This is a genomic window from Micromonospora sp. NPDC048830 (assembly GCF_043198215.1).
Classification (GTDB): domain Bacteria; phylum Actinomycetota; class Actinomycetes; order Mycobacteriales; family Micromonosporaceae; genus Micromonospora.
Genome location: NZ_JBICUP010000048.1, coordinates 1 through 17935, shown reverse-complemented (window position 1 = coordinate 17935; position 17935 = coordinate 1). Strand labels below are relative to the sequence as shown.

The 17935-nt window shown below is 74.8% G+C and carries 19 protein-coding genes; 8 read left to right on the top strand and 11 right to left on the bottom strand.

Going from position 1 to position 17935, the window contains the following annotated elements; genetic code table 11:
* Positions 1–8: 8 nt before the first annotated feature.
* The 5 genes from ACGFIZ_RS28755 to ACGFIZ_RS28735 all read right to left on the bottom strand — a co-directional run bounded on the left by ACGFIZ_RS28755 (position 9) and on the right by ACGFIZ_RS28735 (position 5318).
* The gene (locus tag ACGFIZ_RS28755) at positions 9–674 is read right to left on the bottom strand and encodes a hypothetical protein (protein WP_393424598.1); all 666 of its coding nucleotides are present in this window, start codon (positions 672–674) and stop codon (positions 9–11) included.
* Complete coding sequence (locus ACGFIZ_RS28750; RefSeq protein ID WP_393424595.1) at positions 671–3355, bottom strand: FtsK/SpoIIIE domain-containing protein; 2685 nt, start codon at positions 3353–3355, stop codon at positions 671–673. Before ACGFIZ_RS28750 ends, ACGFIZ_RS28755 begins: the two co-directional genes overlap by 4 nt.
* The gene (locus ACGFIZ_RS28745; RefSeq protein ID WP_393424592.1) at positions 3348–4343 is read right to left on the bottom strand and encodes a hypothetical protein; all 996 of its coding nucleotides are present in this window, start codon (positions 4341–4343) and stop codon (positions 3348–3350) included. Before ACGFIZ_RS28745 ends, ACGFIZ_RS28750 begins: the two co-directional genes overlap by 8 nt.
* Positions 4344–4351: 8 nt before the next feature.
* Positions 4352–4612: a hypothetical protein gene (locus tag ACGFIZ_RS28740; protein WP_091462511.1), complete on the bottom strand. Its 261-nt coding sequence runs from the start codon at positions 4610–4612 to the stop codon at positions 4352–4354.
* A 322-nt stretch (positions 4613–4934) separates the two neighbouring features.
* The gene (locus ACGFIZ_RS28735; protein ID WP_393424589.1) at positions 4935–5318 is read right to left on the bottom strand and encodes a hypothetical protein; all 384 of its coding nucleotides are present in this window, start codon (positions 5316–5318) and stop codon (positions 4935–4937) included.
* Between the two features lie 157 nt (positions 5319–5475).
* On the opposite strand from ACGFIZ_RS28735, the gene ACGFIZ_RS28730 reads away from it, so the two are divergent.
* Genes ACGFIZ_RS28730 through ACGFIZ_RS28720 form a run of 3 tightly spaced genes read left to right on the top strand, consistent with a single transcriptional unit; the run spans position 5476 to position 8575 of the window.
* Positions 5476–8031: an ATP-dependent Clp protease ATP-binding subunit gene (locus tag ACGFIZ_RS28730; protein WP_393424586.1), complete on the top strand. Its 2556-nt coding sequence runs from the start codon at positions 5476–5478 to the stop codon at positions 8029–8031.
* A gap of 17 nt (positions 8032–8048) precedes the next feature.
* Complete coding sequence (locus ACGFIZ_RS28725) at positions 8049–8225, top strand: hypothetical protein (RefSeq protein ID WP_393424583.1); 177 nt, start codon at positions 8049–8051, stop codon at positions 8223–8225.
* Positions 8225–8575 carry a DUF3140 domain-containing protein gene (locus tag ACGFIZ_RS28720; protein WP_347668215.1) on the top strand — a complete coding sequence of 117 codons (351 nt, stop codon included), beginning with the start codon at positions 8225–8227 and terminating at the stop codon, positions 8573–8575. The genes ACGFIZ_RS28725 and ACGFIZ_RS28720 overlap by 1 nt, the downstream gene beginning before the upstream one ends.
* 232 nt (positions 8576–8807) lie before the next feature.
* On the opposite strand, the gene ACGFIZ_RS28715 is transcribed toward ACGFIZ_RS28720, so the two are convergent.
* From ACGFIZ_RS28715 to ACGFIZ_RS28700, 4 genes are all read right to left on the bottom strand, one after another.
* Positions 8808–9044, bottom strand: coding sequence for a hypothetical protein (locus ACGFIZ_RS28715; RefSeq protein WP_393424580.1), 237 nt, complete (start codon positions 9042–9044; stop codon positions 8808–8810).
* 20 nt (positions 9045–9064) lie between these two features.
* A complete protein-coding gene (locus ACGFIZ_RS28710) occupies positions 9065–10069 on the bottom strand; it encodes a LysR family transcriptional regulator (RefSeq protein WP_393424577.1) in 1005 nt (334 codons plus the stop codon).
* A gap of 91 nt (positions 10070–10160) precedes the next feature.
* Positions 10161–10775, bottom strand: a complete 615-nt coding sequence (locus ACGFIZ_RS28705) for a hemerythrin domain-containing protein (protein ID WP_393424574.1) — start codon at positions 10773–10775, stop codon at positions 10161–10163.
* Between the two features lie 167 nt (positions 10776–10942).
* Positions 10943–12148: an RNA-guided endonuclease InsQ/TnpB family protein gene (locus tag ACGFIZ_RS28700; protein ID WP_393424571.1), complete on the bottom strand. Its 1206-nt coding sequence runs from the start codon at positions 12146–12148 to the stop codon at positions 10943–10945.
* A gap of 145 nt (positions 12149–12293) precedes the next feature.
* On the opposite strand from ACGFIZ_RS28700, the gene ACGFIZ_RS28695 reads away from it, so the two are divergent.
* Both ACGFIZ_RS28695 and ACGFIZ_RS28690 read left to right on the top strand, forming a co-directional pair.
* On the top strand, positions 12294–13622 hold the full coding sequence (locus tag ACGFIZ_RS28695; RefSeq protein ID WP_393424568.1) for a M20/M25/M40 family metallo-hydrolase: 1329 nt from the start codon (positions 12294–12296) through the stop codon (positions 13620–13622).
* 58 nt (positions 13623–13680) lie between these two features.
* A complete protein-coding gene (locus ACGFIZ_RS28690; RefSeq protein ID WP_393424565.1) occupies positions 13681–14349 on the top strand; it encodes a hypothetical protein in 669 nt (222 codons plus the stop codon).
* A gap of 81 nt (positions 14350–14430) precedes the next feature.
* Here the strand turns inward: ACGFIZ_RS28690 and ACGFIZ_RS28685 are convergent, their stop codons facing one another.
* Together ACGFIZ_RS28685 and ACGFIZ_RS28680 are read right to left on the bottom strand one after the other, a co-directional pair.
* Positions 14431–14622: a DUF5703 family protein gene (locus ACGFIZ_RS28685; protein ID WP_091265978.1), complete on the bottom strand. Its 192-nt coding sequence runs from the start codon at positions 14620–14622 to the stop codon at positions 14431–14433.
* A gap of 96 nt (positions 14623–14718) precedes the next feature.
* Complete coding sequence (locus ACGFIZ_RS28680; RefSeq protein WP_344750565.1) at positions 14719–15690, bottom strand: aldo/keto reductase; 972 nt, start codon at positions 15688–15690, stop codon at positions 14719–14721.
* Between ACGFIZ_RS28680 and ACGFIZ_RS28675 the strand changes: the two genes are divergently transcribed.
* From ACGFIZ_RS28675 to ACGFIZ_RS28665, 3 genes are all read left to right on the top strand, one after another.
* Positions 15689–15826: a hypothetical protein gene (locus ACGFIZ_RS28675; RefSeq protein WP_393424561.1), complete on the top strand. Its 138-nt coding sequence runs from the start codon at positions 15689–15691 to the stop codon at positions 15824–15826. The genes ACGFIZ_RS28680 and ACGFIZ_RS28675 overlap by 2 nt on opposite strands.
* Positions 15827–15889: 63 nt before the next feature.
* The gene (locus ACGFIZ_RS28670) at positions 15890–16942 is read left to right on the top strand and encodes an LLM class F420-dependent oxidoreductase (protein WP_393424558.1); all 1053 of its coding nucleotides are present in this window, start codon (positions 15890–15892) and stop codon (positions 16940–16942) included.
* Positions 16939–17775, top strand: a complete 837-nt coding sequence (locus ACGFIZ_RS28665) for an undecaprenyl-diphosphate phosphatase (protein ID WP_393424555.1) — start codon at positions 16939–16941, stop codon at positions 17773–17775. Before ACGFIZ_RS28670 ends, ACGFIZ_RS28665 begins: the two co-directional genes overlap by 4 nt.
* Positions 17776–17935: the final 160 nt, after the last annotated feature.

Here is a 17935-nt window from a genome sequence, read left to right as displayed (position 1 = left end):
GTCCTCTCCTAGCGGCCGAGGACCAGCAGCAGCGCGGTGGTGACCAGGCCGGCCACCAGGACGATCGTGACCGGCCGCGGCGCCAGCACCGCGTGCCGGCGGTCCGCCAGCTGCCTGGCCAGGGCGAGCCCGAGCAGCGGGCCGAGCAGCGTCACCACGAGCGCCAGCACGGGCAGGCCCACCGCCAGGTCGCCGCCGTACCGGGCGCCGGCCGCCCGGGCGCCCGCGCCCACCGCGAACATCGCCACCGCCCCCACGATCCCGCAGAGCACCAGCAGCGGGTTGGCCGACGCCGGCAGCTCGCCCGGTTGCCGGGCGCGGTCCAGCAGCCCGCGCGCCCCGTGCAGCAGCAGCAGCGGGTCGCCGGACGCGTCCCGGGCCGGGCCGGGCGGGTCGCCGAGCCGGCGGGCGCCGGAGCCCAGCCGCAGCCGCAGCTGCTGCCACAGGTGGGCCGCCTCGGCGTCCACCCGCTCCACCAGTTCGCGCGCCGCCACGACCTCCTGCTCGGCGTACCGCAGGTCTTCCTCGGCCTCGGCGACCGCCCGGTCGGCGGCGGCGCACTGCTGCGCGTGCCAGGTGTGGGCCTCGGCGCGCTGCACGCGCACCCGCTCGGTCAGCTCCGCCAAACGGCGCAGCTGCGCCGCGTACGTCTCGCTGGTCACCGGCTCGTTCACCGCGTCGATCCGTAGGGGATGATCACCTGGCCGGTGCGGTGCACCGCCCGGTCGAAGAAGAGCCCCCGCCACGGCCGGGGGTACCAGTCCGGGCCCCCGGTGCCCGGGTAGAGCGACGAGCCCAGTTCGGCGCCCTGCACGTCCAGCGCCACCCACGCCCCGATCTGGTCGGTGCGGGCCGCCGGCCCGCCGAGGTCCACCCGCATCCGGGCCACCCCCCGCCACCAGGCCAGCACGTGCGTACGCCGCTCCGGCCCGTCGTGCAGGATGCGGCGCAGGTGCTCCAGCCCGGTACGCCCACCGGCGCGCGCGGCCAGCCGCCCGGCCGCGGCGTCGACCGCGTAGAGCAGCAGGTAGTGCGGGACGGCCGGGGTGCCCGGGCGGTCCAGCCCCGCGGACGTCTCGGCCATCAGCTCGCCGACCGTCTCCTCGTCGTACCAGGCGGCGTCGTCGGCGAGGTCGGCGTAGAGCTCGCGGGCGGCCGGGTCGGCGTCCGGGTCGAGGCAGGCGAGGGAGAACCGGGCCGTCCCGGGCGGGTGCTGGCGGGCCAGCGACCGGGCGGCGGCGTCCAGCACGGCGCACGCCTCGTCGACGCGGGTGCCCAGCACCGCCAGGTTCCGTCCGGGCGCCCGGGGCAGCCGCAGCGCCGCCGAGCGGGCCTGCACGTCGATGATCTCCCCGAGCAGCGCGACCGGGCTGCGCGGCGCCCCGTCGCCGTCCGGCGGGGTCAGCGACCGGAAGTCCGGGGCGTCGGCCAGCCGGGGGATCGCGTCGCCGTCGAAGAGGCGGGCCGGCTTCGCGTCCTGCGGGCGCATCCGCCACAGCCGGTGCTGCAACTCGCTCCAGGCGTCCCAGTCGCTGGCCGACGGGATCCGGGCCACCTGGTTGCCCTCGACGAGGCCGGACTCGGCGTTGACCACCGCGTGGTGGCGCGGCAGCGACTGGGCCGCGTCGTTGCGTTCGGCGAGGATCCGCAGCGCCTTGGGCAGCGCGATCCGCAGGGTGAACTGGGCGACCAGGGCCGGCCGCCCCCACAGCGCCTCGATGCCGCGGACGTCCTGCGACGCCAGCACCAGGTGGATGCCCTGGGAGCGGCCCCGCCGGGCGAGGTCCTCCAGCAGGTCGGCGGCCTCCCGGGCCACCACGTCCCGGCCCGCCAGCAACGCCTGGAACTCGTCGACCACGGCGACGATCCGCGGCCAGTGCCCGGTCGGGTCGACCGCCCGCAGCTCGGCGAGCTTGGTCACCTCATGTTTCTTCGCCGCGTCGGCGCGCCGGCGCAGTTCCTCGGCCAGGAAGCGCAGCAGGGCGAGCCCGAACTCGCGGTCGGTGTTGACGTTGATCCCGACCAGCCGCATGTGCGGCAGCCAGCTCGGGTCGCGCCGGCCCTGGGCGAACCGGGCGAAGGACACCCCCTCCTTGAAGTCGAGCAGATAGAACTCCAGCTCGGCGGGGGAGTAGCGGGAGGCCAGCGCGCCGATCCAGGCGAAGATCAGGTTGGTCTTGCCGGTGCCGGACGGGCCGCCGATCAGCGCGTGCGGCGGGTAGTCGCCGAGGGTGAGCAGGACGGGCCGGCCGTGCGGGCCCTCGCCGATCGGCGCGGTCAGCCCGGTGGACGAATCCTCCCGCCACATCAGCTCGGGCGCCGGGAGCAGGTCGGTGAACGGCGCCGGCGGCGGGCCGGCGTTGACCCGGGCGGCGAGCTGCCGGCACGTCTCGGTGACCAGCGCGGACGGGGGCGGCGGGTCCAGGGCCACCGGCAGGCCGCGCGGGCCGCCGACGCGCGCGCCGTCCGGCTCCACCGCGATCCGGGTCACCGTCGGGTCGTCGGGCACCGGAATGCCGCGTACGACCAGGTGCACGCCGCACGCCGCGCCCGTGCGCACCACCCGGTCGAGCTGGCCCCGCTCGTGCCGGGACAGCTCGTCGCCGCCGAGCAGCACGGCCACCCGCCACGGCTCGGGGCGGCGCCCGGTGGCGGCGGCCAGCTCGCGCAGGGAGCGGTACTCGCCGGCGAGCACCGTCTCGTTGATCCGCCGGATCTGCTCCACCAGGTCGTCCAGCAGGCGGGCCAGCCCGCCCGGCCCCACGAAGGTCAGCAGCCCGGCGGTGCCCAGCGGCGCGAACCCGGCCAGCCCGCCACCGAGGTGTTCCGGGTCGTACCCGAACAGCCGCACCGTGCCCGGGTCGGCCCGGCCGAGGCTGCGCAGCAGCAGCGCGGGCACCAGCGCGGCGCCGCCGTCGGCCTCGGCCCCGGACAGGTGCACGTGGCCGGCGTCGAGGAGCGGGACGAGCGCCGGCACCGGCTCCGCGCCGCGGATGCGGACGGTGCCGATCCGTACGGCGCCCGGCGGTTCGCCCCGACCGGCCGGAGCGGCCCGCCAGTCCGCCCAGTCCGCCGACGCCGCACCGGGTGCCTCCCGGCGGGCCGCCTCGACGGCCCGGTGGGCCAGCTCGGCGAGCCGCGTGGCGTGCCTGGCGTCGATCTCCGCCAGCCGCCGGTCCCGCTGGGCACCCACCCTCTCCGGTACGCCCGCCGCCGCCCGCCGGACGCGGGCCAGCCGGTCCCGGGCCGCGGCCAGCTCGGCGTCGGCGTCGGCCAGGCGGCTCCGGGTGGCGCCCAGCGCCTCGGAGAGCATCCCCCGCACCCGGGTCACCAGCTCGGCGCGCCGGTCAGCCATCGGAACCCCGGCGGGCGGACCCGTTGCCGGCGGAGTTGCCGCCCAGCCCGGCGCGGGCGGCCCCGGCGGGGCCGCCCGCGCCCGCGCGGTTCCCCGCCGGGTTGCCGGCGGCGCCGGTGCCCGCCGCGGCCGGGTTGCCGGCGTCCCGGGGCAGGTCGCGGCCGAGCCGGGCCAGCAGCACGCCGGTCACCACACCGGCGGTGACCGCCGGGTCGGCGGCGTGCGGCTGCTCCCCGGAGCGCTGCGGCGGGGGCATCCGGCAGACCCGGGTCAGCAGGGTGTCCAGTACGGGCGGGGGGAGGCCGGGCAGCAGGTCCCGGACCCGGCCGTCCAGCTCCCGGCGCAGCCGGGCCAGGTCGTCGGCGCGGGGCGGGTGCCCGAGCAGCTCCCCGGCCAGCTCGCGCAGCAGCGGCGGGGCGATCGCGGCCAGGCCCAGCCCGACGTCCGCGTGCGCGGCGCGCAACTCGCGGTGCAGCCGGTCCCGGTCCCCGGCGCGGACCCCGTCGGTCACCCGACGCAGCAGCTCCCGGGAGTCGCCGATCCGCTCGTCCGGTTCGTCCGGCGGGCCCTTCCGGCCCCCGGTCAGCTCCGCCACCCGGACCGCCCACCAGCGGCGCAGCACCGGGTTGTCGTCCTCGGCCGCCGGCGGCGGCGCGGCGGGCGGTGGGGCGTCGCGGGGCGCGTCGTGCGCCGGCCGCCGGTCGCCGTCGGGCCGGGGCGCGGGCGCGCCGTCCGGGGCCAGCCCGATCGCGGCCAGGTACGCCGACAGCTGCTCCTGGGCCACCCGCAGCGCGTGCCCGGCGGACTCGGCGTGCTCGGTCGCGGCGGACAGCTCGGGCACCCCCATCGGGTTGGCCGACTCCTGTCGCACCCAGCGCAGCCGCTCCGTGGCCTGGCCGAACTTCTCCAGCGCCAGGGCGAGCTGGGCGAGCGGAAACTCCTCTGCGGCGGCCCGTACCCGGGCCCCGACGTCCTCGATGATGGACACGCCCGCCCCTACAGCGTGGAGACGTAGAGCTGCGCCTGCTCCACCGCGACCAGGGTCGCCGCCAGGCACTCCTCCAGCTCCTGGCTGGCCTGGGTCAGCGAGGCCTGCGCCGCCTCGACCGTCTCGTGACCGCTGCCCTCCAGCGCCCCGGCCAGGGTCTGTTGCGCCTCGGCGAGCTTCTCACCGGCCGCCTGAACGGCTGTCTGTCCCTCGCCGATCTGTTGGAGGGCGACATCGATGGCTGCCTTCAGCTCGGCGACGCTCGCCACGGGACCTCCTGGGGGCGGGGAGATCTCCATTACAACCCATCCCCGCCGGGGAGAGAACATCCGCCCTGTCGCTGTTGCTGCCCCGGTGTCCGGTTGAGCCCCTGACGTGCGCGAAGTCTGTTCCCCGGCCCGGGGACGGTCCCGCCGAGGGATCGGCGGGTCCCGTCCACGGGACGACCCGATCCGGCGGAGCTGACGTCGCCATGTCGCCGACATTGCGGGGTCCGGACGGTGCCGACGCCGCCACGTCGCCGACATGGCGAGGCGGGGGCGGCGCGGGCGGGGCGGCGCGGGCGGGGGCGGGGCGGGGCGGGGCCCGTGCCTACGCCTCGCCGCGCAGCCAGCGGGGGCCGTACACCTCGGCGCCGAGCGCACCCACCCGGCCGCGCAGCTGCCGGTCTGCCGTGACCACCAGCCGGCGGCGCCCCGGCGCCGCCCCGACCAGCTCGACGATGGCGTCGTCGCCGGACCCCCTGGCGGCCACCACCCGGACGCCGGGCGCCCCGGGCACCCCCCGGGCCGCCCCCTCGACGACCAGCACGACCTCCGCCGGGCCGGCCAGTAGCGGCGGCACCCCCTGCTCGGCCACCGCAGCGAGAGCGTCGCGGAGCCGGGCGGTCGCCCCGGCCCGGTCCCGCCACCAGCCGTCGGGGCGGGAGCCGACGACGTTGGCGGCGTCCACGATCAGCAGCGGCCTCGGGTCCATGGCCCTCAGCCTGCCATCCGGGCCCGGAAGCGCCGCGCGGCCCGCCGTCGGCGGCGCCGGGAGCGGGCGTTTGCCGCGCCGACCGTCGGGTAGCCACGGCCGACCGTGCCGGCTTGACGGTACGGCGAGCGCGCCGACCCGACCGCGGAGGACAGAGATGATGGGACCCGGTGACTTCGGCTCCGACCCGTGGGACGAATTCCTGGCCCGGTACTTCGGCCGGGCCGAGGGTGGACGCCGGCCTGCGCACCGGGTCGACATCACCCGGCTGATGACAGCCGACGCGCGCGAGATGCTCGCCGACGCCGCCCGCCGGGCGGCCCAGCGGCGCAGCAACGACCTCGACACCGACCACCTGCTGTGGGCGGCGCTGCAGCGGGAGCCGTTGCGCGACCTGATCCGGCGGGCCGGCGCGGACCCCGACGCGCTGCTCAACGCGCTCGGCGGGCGCGGCGACGGCGCGCCGCGGGGTGAGGTGCCGCCGAACCTGTCGCTCACGCCGGCGGCGAAGCGCGCGCTGCTCGACGCCCACCAGCTGTCCCGGGCGATGGGCGCCAACTACATCGGCCCCGAGCACATCCTCATGGCCCTGCCGCTGAACCCGGAGTCGCCGGCCGGCCGGATGCTCGCCGCCGGCCGGATCCAGCCGGAGTCGCTGCAGGCGGCCAGCGCCGAGCGGGGCCCGCTGCCCGGCCCGCGGCCCGACCGGGGCACGCCCACCCTCGACCAGTACGGCCAGGACCTCACCGAGCTGGCCCGCAACGACCAGATCGACCCGGTGATCGGGCGGGCCGACGAGATCGAGCAGGCCGTGGAGATTCTCTCCCGGCGGACCAAGAACAACCCGGTGCTGATCGGCGAGGCGGGCGTCGGCAAGACCGCCATCGTGGAGGGGCTGGCCGAGCGGATCTGCGACGGCGACGTGCCCGAGACCCTGCTCGGCAAGCGGGTGGTGCAGCTCGACCTGGCCGGCCTGGTCGCCGGCACCCGCTACCGGGGCGACTTCGAGGAGCGACTGAAGAAGGTCATCGACGAGATTCGCGCCCACCGGGACGAGCTGATCATCTTCCTGGACGAGATCCACACCCTGGTCGGCGCGGGCGGGGCGGGCAGCGAGGGCGGCATGGACGCGTCCAACATGCTCAAGCCGGCGCTGGCCCGTGGCGAGCTGCGGGTGATCGGCGCGACCACCCTGGACGAGCACCGCCGCAGCATCGAGAAGGACGCCGCGCTGGCCCGCCGGTTCCAGCCGGTGCTGGTGCCCGAGCCGACCGTCGACGACACCGTCGCCATCCTGCGCGGCCTGCGGGACCGCTACGAGGCGCACCACCAGGTGCGGTTCACCGACGAGGCGCTGATCGCCGCCGCCGAGCTGTCCGACCGATACATCACCGACCGGTACCTGCCGGACAAGGCCATCGACCTGATCGACCAGGCCGGCGCCCGGGTCCGGCTGCGTACCCGCACCCCCGCCGCCGACGTACGGGACCTGGAGCGGCAGCTCGACGAGGTGCGCCGGGACAAGGAGCAGGCGGTCGCCGACGAGCAGTACGAGCGGGCCTCCGCCCTGCGGGACCGGCTCGCCGACCTGGAGGGGCAGGTACGCCGGACCCGCGGCGAGGAGAACGGCGAGAGCCGGGTGCCCTCGGTCGGGCCGCAGGAGATCGCCGAGGTGGTCTCCCGGGCGACCGGCATCCCCGTCGCGCAGCTCACCGAGGAGGAGCGGGACCGGCTGCTGCGCCTGGAGGGCTACCTGCATGAGCGGGTCATCGGCCAGGACGACGCGGTCGGCGCCGTGGCCGAGGCGGTGCGACGGTCCCGGACGGGGCTGGCCGACCCGGACCGCCCGATGGGCAGCTTCCTCTTCCTCGGCCCGACGGGCGTCGGCAAGACCGAGCTGGCCAGGGCTCTCGCGGAGGCGTTGTTCGGCGAGTCGGACCGGATGGTCCGGCTGGACATGAGCGAGTTCCAGGAACGGCACACCGTCGCCCGGCTCGTGGGCGCGCCGCCCGGCTACGTCGGGTACGAGGAGGCCGGCCAGCTCACCGAGGCGGTGCGCCGCCGCCCGTACGCGGTGGTGCTGCTCGACGAGATCGAGAAGGCCCACCCCGACGTGTTCAACATCCTGCTGCAGGTGCTCGACGACGGCCGGCTCACCGACAGCCAGGGCCGCACGGTGAACTTCAAGAACACCGTGCTGATCATGACCAGCAACCTGGGCTCGGAACTGATCACCGGCACCCAGCGGACCGTCGGGTTCGCGGGGGGCGGCGAGGGCGGCCGGCAGGAGAGCGACGAGCTGCGCGAGCGGCTGAACCGCCGGCTCCAGGAGAACTTCCGCCCCGAGTTCCTCAACCGCATCGACGAGGTCATCATCTTCCGCCGCCTGGAGCAGCAGCAGCTGCGCCAGATCACCGAGCTGCTGCTGGAGGAGACCCGCCGCCGGCTGCACGCCCAGGACATCCAGGTCGACTTCACCGTCGCCGGCATCGACTGGATCGCCGAGCACGGCTACCAGCCGGAGTACGGCGCCCGCCCGCTGCGCCGGGTGATCCAGCGGGAGGTCGACAACCGGCTGTCCCGGATGCTGCTGGAACACGCGGTCTCGCCGGGGCAGAAGATCACCGTGGACGCCCGGCACGGGAACCTGGCCCTCGACGTGGCCGCCGGTGACCGGGGGCACACCGCCGCCGCCACCTCCCACCCGCGATGAGCGAGCGGAGGCCGAAGATGACCGAGCCCGAGGAGGGCCGTGCGGAGACCGAACCCGAGTCGGAACGATCCAGGCCCATCGTGACCCCGCCGACGGCCAATCCCGGCCGGGTGCGGGTGCCGCCGGAGGGCGTGGGTCCCCAGCGCGGCGGCGAGCCGGAGCGACCCGGCCCGCCGTCCGGAGAGGAGGCGTGATGGCACGAGAGCAGCGGATCGACCCGGAGGTCGACGTGCTCTGGGACGACTTCCACGCCGAGGTGAACGTCCCCTCGGAGCAACTGCGGCGGTGGCTGCTCACCCGCGGCTCGGGGGAGGAGGCGTTCGGGCCGGACCCGGACCTCGGCCTGCCCGAGCCGGGCCGGCAGATCCTGCACGTGCTGGGCAAGCGCAAGGTCGACCTGACCCGGGAGGACGTCGAGGTGATGCGGGAGACGGTCGACCGGATCCGGTCGCTGACGGCCGCGCGGCCCGAGCGCGGCAACGCCGACGACGAGTGGCGGCGCTCCCTGCTCGACCTCGGCCACGACGTGCTCGTCGAGCGCTGACGGCGGCACGCCGTTCTGGCGGAGCGCGGGCGGCCGCACAACGGCAGAGCGCCGGCGGTGGCCTGGCGGAGCCCGGCGCCGGTCGGGCAGAGCGCCGGCGGTTGGCACCCGTCCGGGCAGAGCGCCCACGGCGGCACACCGCCCCGGAGAAGCCTTCTGGTCGGCTGCTGTCCCGTCCGCGCTCAGGGGTCCGCGGCAGCGCCGCGGACCCCCTGACGTACGCAGCGCCAGGTCACTCGGACTCCATGGTGCCGATCTGCAGGCCCGCGGCGTCGGCGGCGGCCTGCCGCGCGCCGCGCGCCCGCTCCTCCCGGCTGAGCAGGGTGGCGTACTCGGTGAGGTCGGCCGGGTCGGGCACCTGCGGCAGACGGCGGAGGAACGCCTCCACGTCCTGGGAGGCGGCGCTGTGCGCGGCGGCGGCCCGCCGCAGCGTCTCCCGGTCGTCCGGGCTCGGCTGGAGATCGGTCATGCGGGCTCAGTTACCCGCCGTCAGGCGGTTCGCACCCCGGAAGCGGCGCCTCCGGCCACCGGCCCCACCCGCCGGACCCCGAAGCCCGGGTTGCGCAGCAGCCAGGCCAGGTAGTCCGGGTGCGCGGCCAGCGAGTCCCGGTACGCCGCCACGGCCGCCTCGAACACCTCGTCGGCGAAGTCCGGGCCCGCCGAGTCCGGGTGCCAGCCGAGCAGCAGTCGCCAGCGCAGGGGCGCCCCCGCCAGCCGCCGGGTCACCAGCCCGGGCACCGGGCGGAACGTGGCCTGGCACAGCGCGACCGCCACGCCGGCCTCCACCAGGTCCATGCAGCCGCGCACGTCGGCCTCGTACATCTTGCGGGGAGTGAAGCCGGCCCGGGCGCACGCGGCGGCGAAACAGTCGCCGAAGCAGCCGTCGCCCGGGGCGGCGACCCACTGCTCCCGGCGCAGCTCCTCCAGCCGCACCTCGTCCCGGCCGGCCAGCGGATGTCGCTCCGGCAGCAGCACCTGCACCGGTTCGAGGGCCACCTCCCGCCAGGTCAGCCCGTACCCGACCGGGGGGACGGCGTCGCCGCAGACGCCGAGCAGCACGTAGTCCAGCCGGCCGCCGCCGACCTGCTGGGCCAGACCGTCGGCCGACCAGGAGGCGTACGTGGTGATCTGGGCCTGGGGGTGCTCGGCGGCGAGCCGGCGCACCAGCGGGCCGAGGATCGGGCTGTTCACCCCGCCGAAGCGGTACCGGGCGGGGGTCGGGCCGGCGCCGGCCAGCCGGGCCGCCTCGTCCTGCAGTCCCTGCATGGCCGGCAGCAGCACCCGGGCCCGGGACAGCACCAGTTCGCCGAGGGCGGTGGGCCGGGCGCCCCGCCGGTCCCGCTCGAACAGCGGGCCGCCCAGCGCCCGCTCGATGCGTTGGAGCTGGGCCGTGAGTGCCGGCTGGGCCAGGCCGAGCATCGACGCCGCCTTGGTCACGCTCCCCGTCTCCGCGATGGCGCAGACCACCCGCAGGTGTCGCAGCTCCAGATTCATACGGTGACGGTAGGACCACCGAGGCGATCGGCGGAAGGGCTGGAACGGATCGGGCTCGGCCGATATCTCTGGCTGTCCGGCCGGTGTCGCCTCAGGCCGGCGGCTGGTCCAGGTCCGACAGGTAGGTCGGCCGGCCGGTCACCGCGTCGCGTACCTTGTCCACCACGCCCAGCGCGGGCTCGACGACGCGGTTCCACGGCGGGGTGCCGGGAGCGCCCGGGTGCGGTCGCGTCGGCGCGGCCTCCTCGGCGATCTCCCACCGGTTGCCCAGCCGGATCAGCTCGGCCTCGGTGGCCACCTCCCGCAGCGCCGCGAGCAGGGGGGCGACGGCGTCGACGTGCCGGCGTACCCGGTCGGCGACCGCGGCCAGCGCGGGGTCGGCCGGGCCGGTCAGGGCCCGGAGGGCGGTCAGCAGGTCGGCGTCCGCGGCGATCTCCCGGTCCACCTGGCCCGACCGGTCCGGCAGCGCCGCCCGGGCGGTGGGGAACAGGTACTGCTCCTCCGCCGACAGGTGCCGCGACAGCGCGGCGGTCAGCACCTCGACCGCCTCGCGCAGCCGCTCCGGCGCGATTCCCGGGTCGGTCATCCGGTACGACAGGTCGCGCAACTGCCGATGCTCGCGTTCGACGATGTCGACGATGCTGCGCCCGCCGGGTCGGTAGCCCTCCTCGGGCACGGGCGGCAGCGGGGGCAGGGGAACCGTCATGGTGCCCTCCTGGGCTGGCGGGCGGGGCGGGGGGAGGCGCCCGGCGGTGGGGTAGGGGACGGCAGCGGCGGTACCCGCGGCGCGCCCGGGCGAAACGGGGGCGCCGGCCGGGCGACCTGTCGCCGCGACCCCGGCTGGTATGAAGAACCGTTGACATCCTTCCCGTCCTAATGGGCGGGGGTTCCCGTGGTCGCCCTTGGGTTTTCCTGCTTCATCGCCGGTCGCCCCGTCCGGGAGGACTCCCGTTGAGGTCTTACACCAGCTCCACAGGCAGACACCGCCAGCCCGGCGGCCAAAATATTGCGGGCCGCGTTGACGTCGCGGTCGTGGGCGGCGCCGCACCGGCACGTCCACGTCCTTACGTTCAGCGGCAGCTTCTCGGCCAGCTTCCCGCAGGCCGAGCACAGCTTGGAGGACGGAAACCAGCGGTCGACGGTGATCAGGTCGCGTCCGTACCAGTTGGTTTTGTACTCCAGGATGGTGCGGAACTGCCGCCACGCCGCATCAGAGATGGCACGGGCCAACGTATGGTTGGTGACCATGTTGCGGACGGTCAGGTCCTCGATCACGATCGTTTGGTTGTCACGAACGAGTCGAGTGGTCAGCTTGTGCAGGTGATCCCGGCGCCGGTCAGTGATCCGGGCGTGGACGCGGGCGACCTTCAGCCGCGCCTTGGCCCGGTTGTGGGAGTCCTTCTCCTTACGAGCCAGCGCCCGCTGGGCGCGGGCCAGCCGCGCCCGGTCGGCGCGTTCATACCGTGGGTTGACGACCTTCTCCCCGGTGGAGAGGGTGAGCAGGCTGTCGAGCCCGGCGTCGATCCCGACCGCGCCGGACGTGGGGGCAACGTTGACCCGGTCGTCGCACAGGAGGGACACGAACCAGCGTCCGGCCGAATCCTGCGACACGGTCACCGTCGACGGTGTCGCCCCGTCGGGCAGCGGCCGGGACCACACGATGTCCAACGGTGCGGTCATCTTCGCCAACGTCAACCGGCCGTCACGGTAGCGGAACGCGCTGGTGGTGTACTCCGCCGACTTCCGGGACTTTTTCCGGCTCTTGAACCGGGGGTAGCGGGCCCGGCCGGCGAAGAAGTTCGTGAACCCCGTCTGGAGGTGCCTCAGCGCCTGCTGCAGCGGTACCGACGACACGTCGTTGAGGAACGCCAGTTCGTCGGTCTTCTTCCATCCGGTCAGCATCGCCGAGGTGGTGTTGTAGTTGATCCGCTCCTGGCGCAACGTCCACGCCTCGGTGCGGGCGGCCAACGCCAGGTTGTAGACCTTCCGGACGCAGCCGAACGTGCGCGCCAGCTCAGCGGCCTGCCCGCCGGTCGGGTAGAAGCGGTACTTGAACGCCCGCTTCACGGCCTTGGTCACGCCTCACAAACTAGCAAGCCAACCAGTGAACGTAACGTTGGCGCGTCGGTCCGCCTAGGCGGCGCATCGGCTGCCCCTGCCCTGCTCTGCAGGGTTCGGTTTCCTTCCCGGCCTGAAGGTCGGGGTATCCACGGAAGGTGATCTGATGACGAGCGACGCCGCCCCCGCCCGACCCGATCCCACCGACGAGGTCGTCGACCTCTGCCGCGACCTGCTGCGCATCGACACCACCAACACCGGGGACAACGAGACCAGCGCCGGGGAGCGCGCCGCGGCCGAGTACGTCGCGCAGAAGCTGGCCGAGGTCGGCGTCGACGCCGAGATCCTCGAGTCCGCCCCGGGCCGGGCCAACGTCGTCGCCCGCATCCCGGGTACCGACCCCGGCCGGGACGCGCTGTTGGTCCACGGCCACCTCGACGTGGTGCCCGCCGACGCCGACGAGTGGTCGGTGCACCCGTTCTCGGGGGAGATCCGCGACGGCTACCTGTGGGGCCGGGGCGCGATCGACATGAAGGACTTCGACGCCATGGTGCTGGCCGTGCTGCGGCACTGGCAGCGCACGGGTGTCCGCCCGGCCCGCGACATCGTGCTGGCCTTCACCGCCGACGAGGAGGCCGGCAGCGACTACGGCGCGCACTACCTCGTCCAGCGCCACCGCAGCCTCTTCGAAGGGTGCACCGAGGCGGTCGGGGAGGTCGGCGGCTTCTCGTACTCGATCGACGAGCAGCAGCGGCTCTACCTGATCGAGACGGCCGAGAAGGGCATCGACTGGCTGCGGCTGCACGCCAAGGGCCGGCCCGGCCACGGCTCGTTCGTCCACGACGACAACGCGGTGACCGCGCTCGCCGAGGCGGTCGCCCGCATCGGCCGGCACCGCTTCCCGGTCACCGTCACCCCGACCGTGCGGGCCTTCCTCGAGGAGGTCTCCGACGCGCTCGGCATCGAGGTGGACCCGAACGACCCGGAGACGGCGATCGCCAAGCTGGGCCCGATCGCCAACATCATCGGCGCGACCGTCCGCAGCACCGCCAACCCGACCCGGCTCGCCGCCGGCTACAAGGACAACGTGATCCCCGGCCGGGCCACCGCCACCATCGACTGCCGCAGCCTGCCCGGGCAGTCGGAGATGCTGGAGGCGCAGCTGCGCGAGCTGGTCGGCCCGGACATCGACATCGAGTACATCCAGCGCCAGCCCGCCCTGGAGACCACCTTCGACGGCGCGCTCGTCGAGGCCATGTCGGCGGCGCTGCGCGCCGAGGACCCCGGTGCCCGACCCGTGCCGTACATGCTCTCCGGCGGCACCGACGCCAAGGCCTTCGCCCAGCTCGGCATCCGCTGCTTCGGCTTCGCGCCGCTGCGGCTGCCCGCGGACCTCAACTTCTCCGGCCTGTTCCATGGCATCGACGAGCGGGTACCGGTGGACGGACTACAGTTCGGCGTGCGGGTTCTCGACCGGTTCCTCCGGTCCTGCTGACCGTGTCCGCCGCCCGACCGCCCGGCGCGGATCATCCCCCACTGCGAAGGGAACACACATGACCGACCAGCACGGGGAGCTGGATGCTGCCCTGGAGCGGGTGATCGACGCCGCCCGCCGACACCTGGCCGCCGTTCGGGCCGCCGAGGGCCGCATCGACGACGACGAGGTCTGGCAGGCGTATGTCGCCCTGAACAACGCCTCGTTCGCGTACGACGAGCTGCTGCTCGACGCGTTCGGCGAGGTCACCCCCTGGGACGTGGAGTCCATCGATCCCGACGAGGTCGACGAGCGCCTCGCCGGCGGGCCGGAGGGCGCCGAGCCGACCGACCCGCACCCGCGGGTCATCTCGGTGCGCCAGCGCCGCGACTACCGGGTCCCCAGCGTCTCCGCCCTGATCCGCGTGGCCGAGGCGGCCCGCCGCGAGGGCACCCCCGAGGAGGACGAGCCCGCGCCCGTGGAGGGCGTCGGCGAGGCCGTGCTGGAGCTGCTGCAGAGCGGCGACGGCTCGCTCAGCGCGCTGGACGTCCCGGAGCTGGAGCCGCTCGACGGGGTGGTGATGGTCAGCGAGGTGGGTAGCCCCGTCGACCTGGAGTCCTTCGACGACGACGACGCGGTGGGCCCGTTCCAGCCGGCCGCCGACGACCGGCTCATCGGCCGCCTCGACGAGCACCCCTTCCTCGACGTCGACGACGAGGAGCACGACCACGCGGGGCACCGCCACTAGGCCGCGAACGCCCCGGGGCCCGACCACCCGGCCGGGCCTCGGAGCGTTCCCGTACGACGGGCGCCGGGCGGCGCCCCGACGTCAGTACGACAGGCCGGGCTGGGGCTGGTTGACCCGGCGGCGCCGCAGCATGACCTGCCGCGTGCCGTCCCGGTACAGCCGCACCCGCGCCAGCTCCCACCCGGAGAACTCCGCCTGGATCGCCAGCTGCGCCGCGGCGGTCAACCGGTCGACGTTCGAGGGCAACCGCAGCGGCGCGTATTCGTAGTCCATGCGCTCCATGCTGCCCAAGCCCGGGGGCCCACCGCCACCCCCGGCGGCGTGACCGCAGCCGCGGACTCGCCGTCCCGTCAGGCGGGCCGGCCCGGGTCAGCCGTCCCGTTCCGGGTAGCCGACCGGCACGGCCGACACGTCGTCCAGCGCCACGATGATCTCCTCGGGCAGGGTCATTCGCTCCACCTGCAGCGCCCCGAGCAGCTGCCCGACCGTCCGGGCGCCCAGGATCGGCGCGGTCACCCCCGGCCGGTCCCGGATCCAGGCCAGCGCCACCTCCAGCGGCGACACCCCCAGCCCGCCGGCCGCCGTGGCCACCGCCTCCACGATGCTCGAGCAGCGCGGCTCCAGGTACGTCGCCACGAACCGCTCGAAGTGCGGCGACGCCGCCCGCGAATCCGCCGGCCGGCCGTGCCGGTACTTGCCCGTGAGCACCCCCCGGCCCAGCGGCGACCAGGGCAGCACGCCCAGACCCAGCGCGGCGCAGGCCGGCAGGACCTCCCGCTCCACCCCCCGCTCCAGCAGCGAGTACTCCACCTGGGCGGCCACCACCGGAGCCCGCCCCGGCCAGGCCGCCTGCCACGCCGCCGCCCGCGCCGTCTGCCAGCCCGAGAAGTTCGACACCCCCACGTAGCGCACCCGGCCGCTGGCCACCGCGTGGTCCAGCGCCGCCAGGGTCTCCTCCAGCGGGGTGTCCGGGTCGTACCCGTGGACCTGCCACAGGTCGACGTGGTCCGTGCCGAGCCGGCGCAGCGAGGCGTCCAGCGTACGCAGCAGGTGGCCCCGGGAATTGTCCCGGCGCCGGCCGCTGCCGGGCCGCAGCCCCGCCTTCGTCGCGATGAGCACCTCGTCGCGGGGCACCAGGCTGCCCAGCAGCGACCCGATCACCGACTCCGCGTCCCCGTCGCCGTACACGTCGGCGGTGTCCACCAGGTTGCCGCCCGCGTCGAGGTAGCTCTTCAGCTGGGCGGCCGCGTCGTCGGCGTCGGTGTCCCGGCCCCAGGTCATGGTGCCGAGCGCGAGCCGGGAAACCGCCAGCCCGCTTCGGCCGAGCGGTCGCTGTTGCATGGTTGAACCTTATTTCGAACCCGCCGCCACCGATATCCTCGCCTCCGTCAAGTTCCTGCTCGCCCTCCCGGCCGGGGTCCGGCACCCGACCCGTCCGGCCCGCCCCACGGTGCGCGGCGTTCGGGTGAGCCGGTGATCCGCCGCGCCGCCGGCATTGCGTAACCTGGTGCGACCTTGTGGTGCGGGATGGGGAGGACCAGTGCGACTCGGGCTCAGCCTCGGATATCAGACAGCGTGGAGCACACCGGCCGACCACCTGGCGCTCGCCCAGGAGGCGGACCGGCTCGGCTACTCGGTGGTGTGGGCGGCCGAGGCCTACGGCTCGGACTCGCCCAGCATGCTGGCCTGGATCGCGGGCCAGACCGAGCGGATCGACGTGGGTAGCGCCGTGATGCAGATCCCCGCCCGCACGCCGGCGACGACCGCGATGACGGCCGCGACGATCGACACGCTCTCCGGCGGCCGGTTCCGGCTCGGCCTGGGCGTCTCCGGCCCGCAGGTCTCCGAGGGCTGGCACGGGGTACGGTTCGCCAAGCCCCTCGCGCGCACCCGGGAGTACGTCGACATCGTCCGGCTCGCCATGGCGCGCAAGGAGGTCGCGTACGACGGCGAGTTCCACACGCTGCCGCTGCCCGACGGGCCGGGCAAGGCGCTGCGGCTGGGCTTCCACCCGACGCGTGAGCGTATCCCGATCTACCTCGCCGCCGTCGGCCCGAAGAACCTCGAACTGGCCGGTGAGATCGCCGACGGCTGGCTGGCCATCTTCTACGCCCCCGACTTCGCCGACGAGCAGCTCGCCGCCGTCCGTGCCGGGCGGGCGAAGGCCGGCAAGGACCTGGCCGGCTTCGACGTGGTGCCGTCCGTGCCGGTGGTGGTCGGCGACGACGTCGCCTCCTGCGCCGAGCTGGTCCGCTGGTACGCCGCGCTCTACGTGGGCGGGATGGGCAGCCGGCAGCAGAACTTCTACAACCAGCTCGCCACCCGGATGGGCTACGGCGACGCGGCCCGCGAGATCCAGGACCTCTACCTGGCCAAGCGGCAGCGCGACGCCGCCGCCGCGGTGCCGTTGGAGTTCGTCGACCGCACCTCGCTGCTCGGGCCCAAGGAGCGCATCGCCGAGCGCATGCGGGAGTACGCGGCCGCCGGGGTCACCACCCTGTCGGTGACCCTCTTCACCGCGGACCGGGACAGCGGCGTGCAGACCCTGCGTACGGTCGCCGAGGCGCTCGAGCTCTCCGGGGTGGGCGAGTGACCTGGGTGGAAGCCATCGTCCTGGGCATCGTCCAGGGCCTGACCGAGTTCCTGCCGGTCAGCTCGTCGGGGCACCTGCGGATCACCTCCGCACTGTTCTTCGGCCGCGACGCCGGCGCGTCCTTCACGGCGGTCACCCAGCTCGGCACCGAGGCCGCCGTACTGATCTACTTCGCCAAGGACATCGGGCGCATCGCCCGCACCTGGCTCGTCGGGATCGTCGACCGCTCGGTCCGCAGCAGCCTCGACTACCGCATGGGCTGGTACGTCATCATCGGCTCCATTCCGATCGGGCTGTTCGGCTTCCTGTTCAAGGACGCGATCCGCGAGACGGCCCGCAACCTGTGGGTGGTGGCCACCACGCTGATCGTCTTCGCGTTCGTGCTGGCGTTCGCCGAGTACTGGGGCCGGCAGTCCCGCACCCTGGAGCACTTCCGGATGCGCGACGGCGTCGTCATGGGCTTCGCCCAGGCGATGGCCCTGATCCCCGGCGTGTCCCGCTCCGGCGGCACGCTCACCGCCGGCCTGCTGCTCAACCTCACCCGCGAGGCGGCGGCCCGGTACTCGTTCCTGCTCGCCATCCCGGCCGTGGTGATGTCCGGGGTGTTCAGCATCCCCGACGTGTTCGAGCCGTCGGCGCCCGGCACCGCCGCGCCGAGCGGGGCGCAGATGGTGGTGGCGACCCTGGTCGCCTTCGTCATCGGCTACGCCGCCATCGCCTGGCTGCTGCGTTACGTCGCGCACCACACCCTGTACGTCTTCGTGCTGTACCGGGTCGCGGTGGGCACCCTGGTCCTCGCCCTCCTGATGACCGGCACCATCGCTGCTACCTGAGTTCGCTCTTTGCTGGTTGCTGGTTGCTGGTTGCTGGTTGCTGGTTGCTGTTGGGGCTGGGGGCGACCGTGCCCGGCTCCGGGCGGTCAGGCTTGATCCCTACGCCGGGCACGGTCGCCCCCAGCCCGTCGTGGTCGCCCTCCGCCCGTGAGTGGCGGTC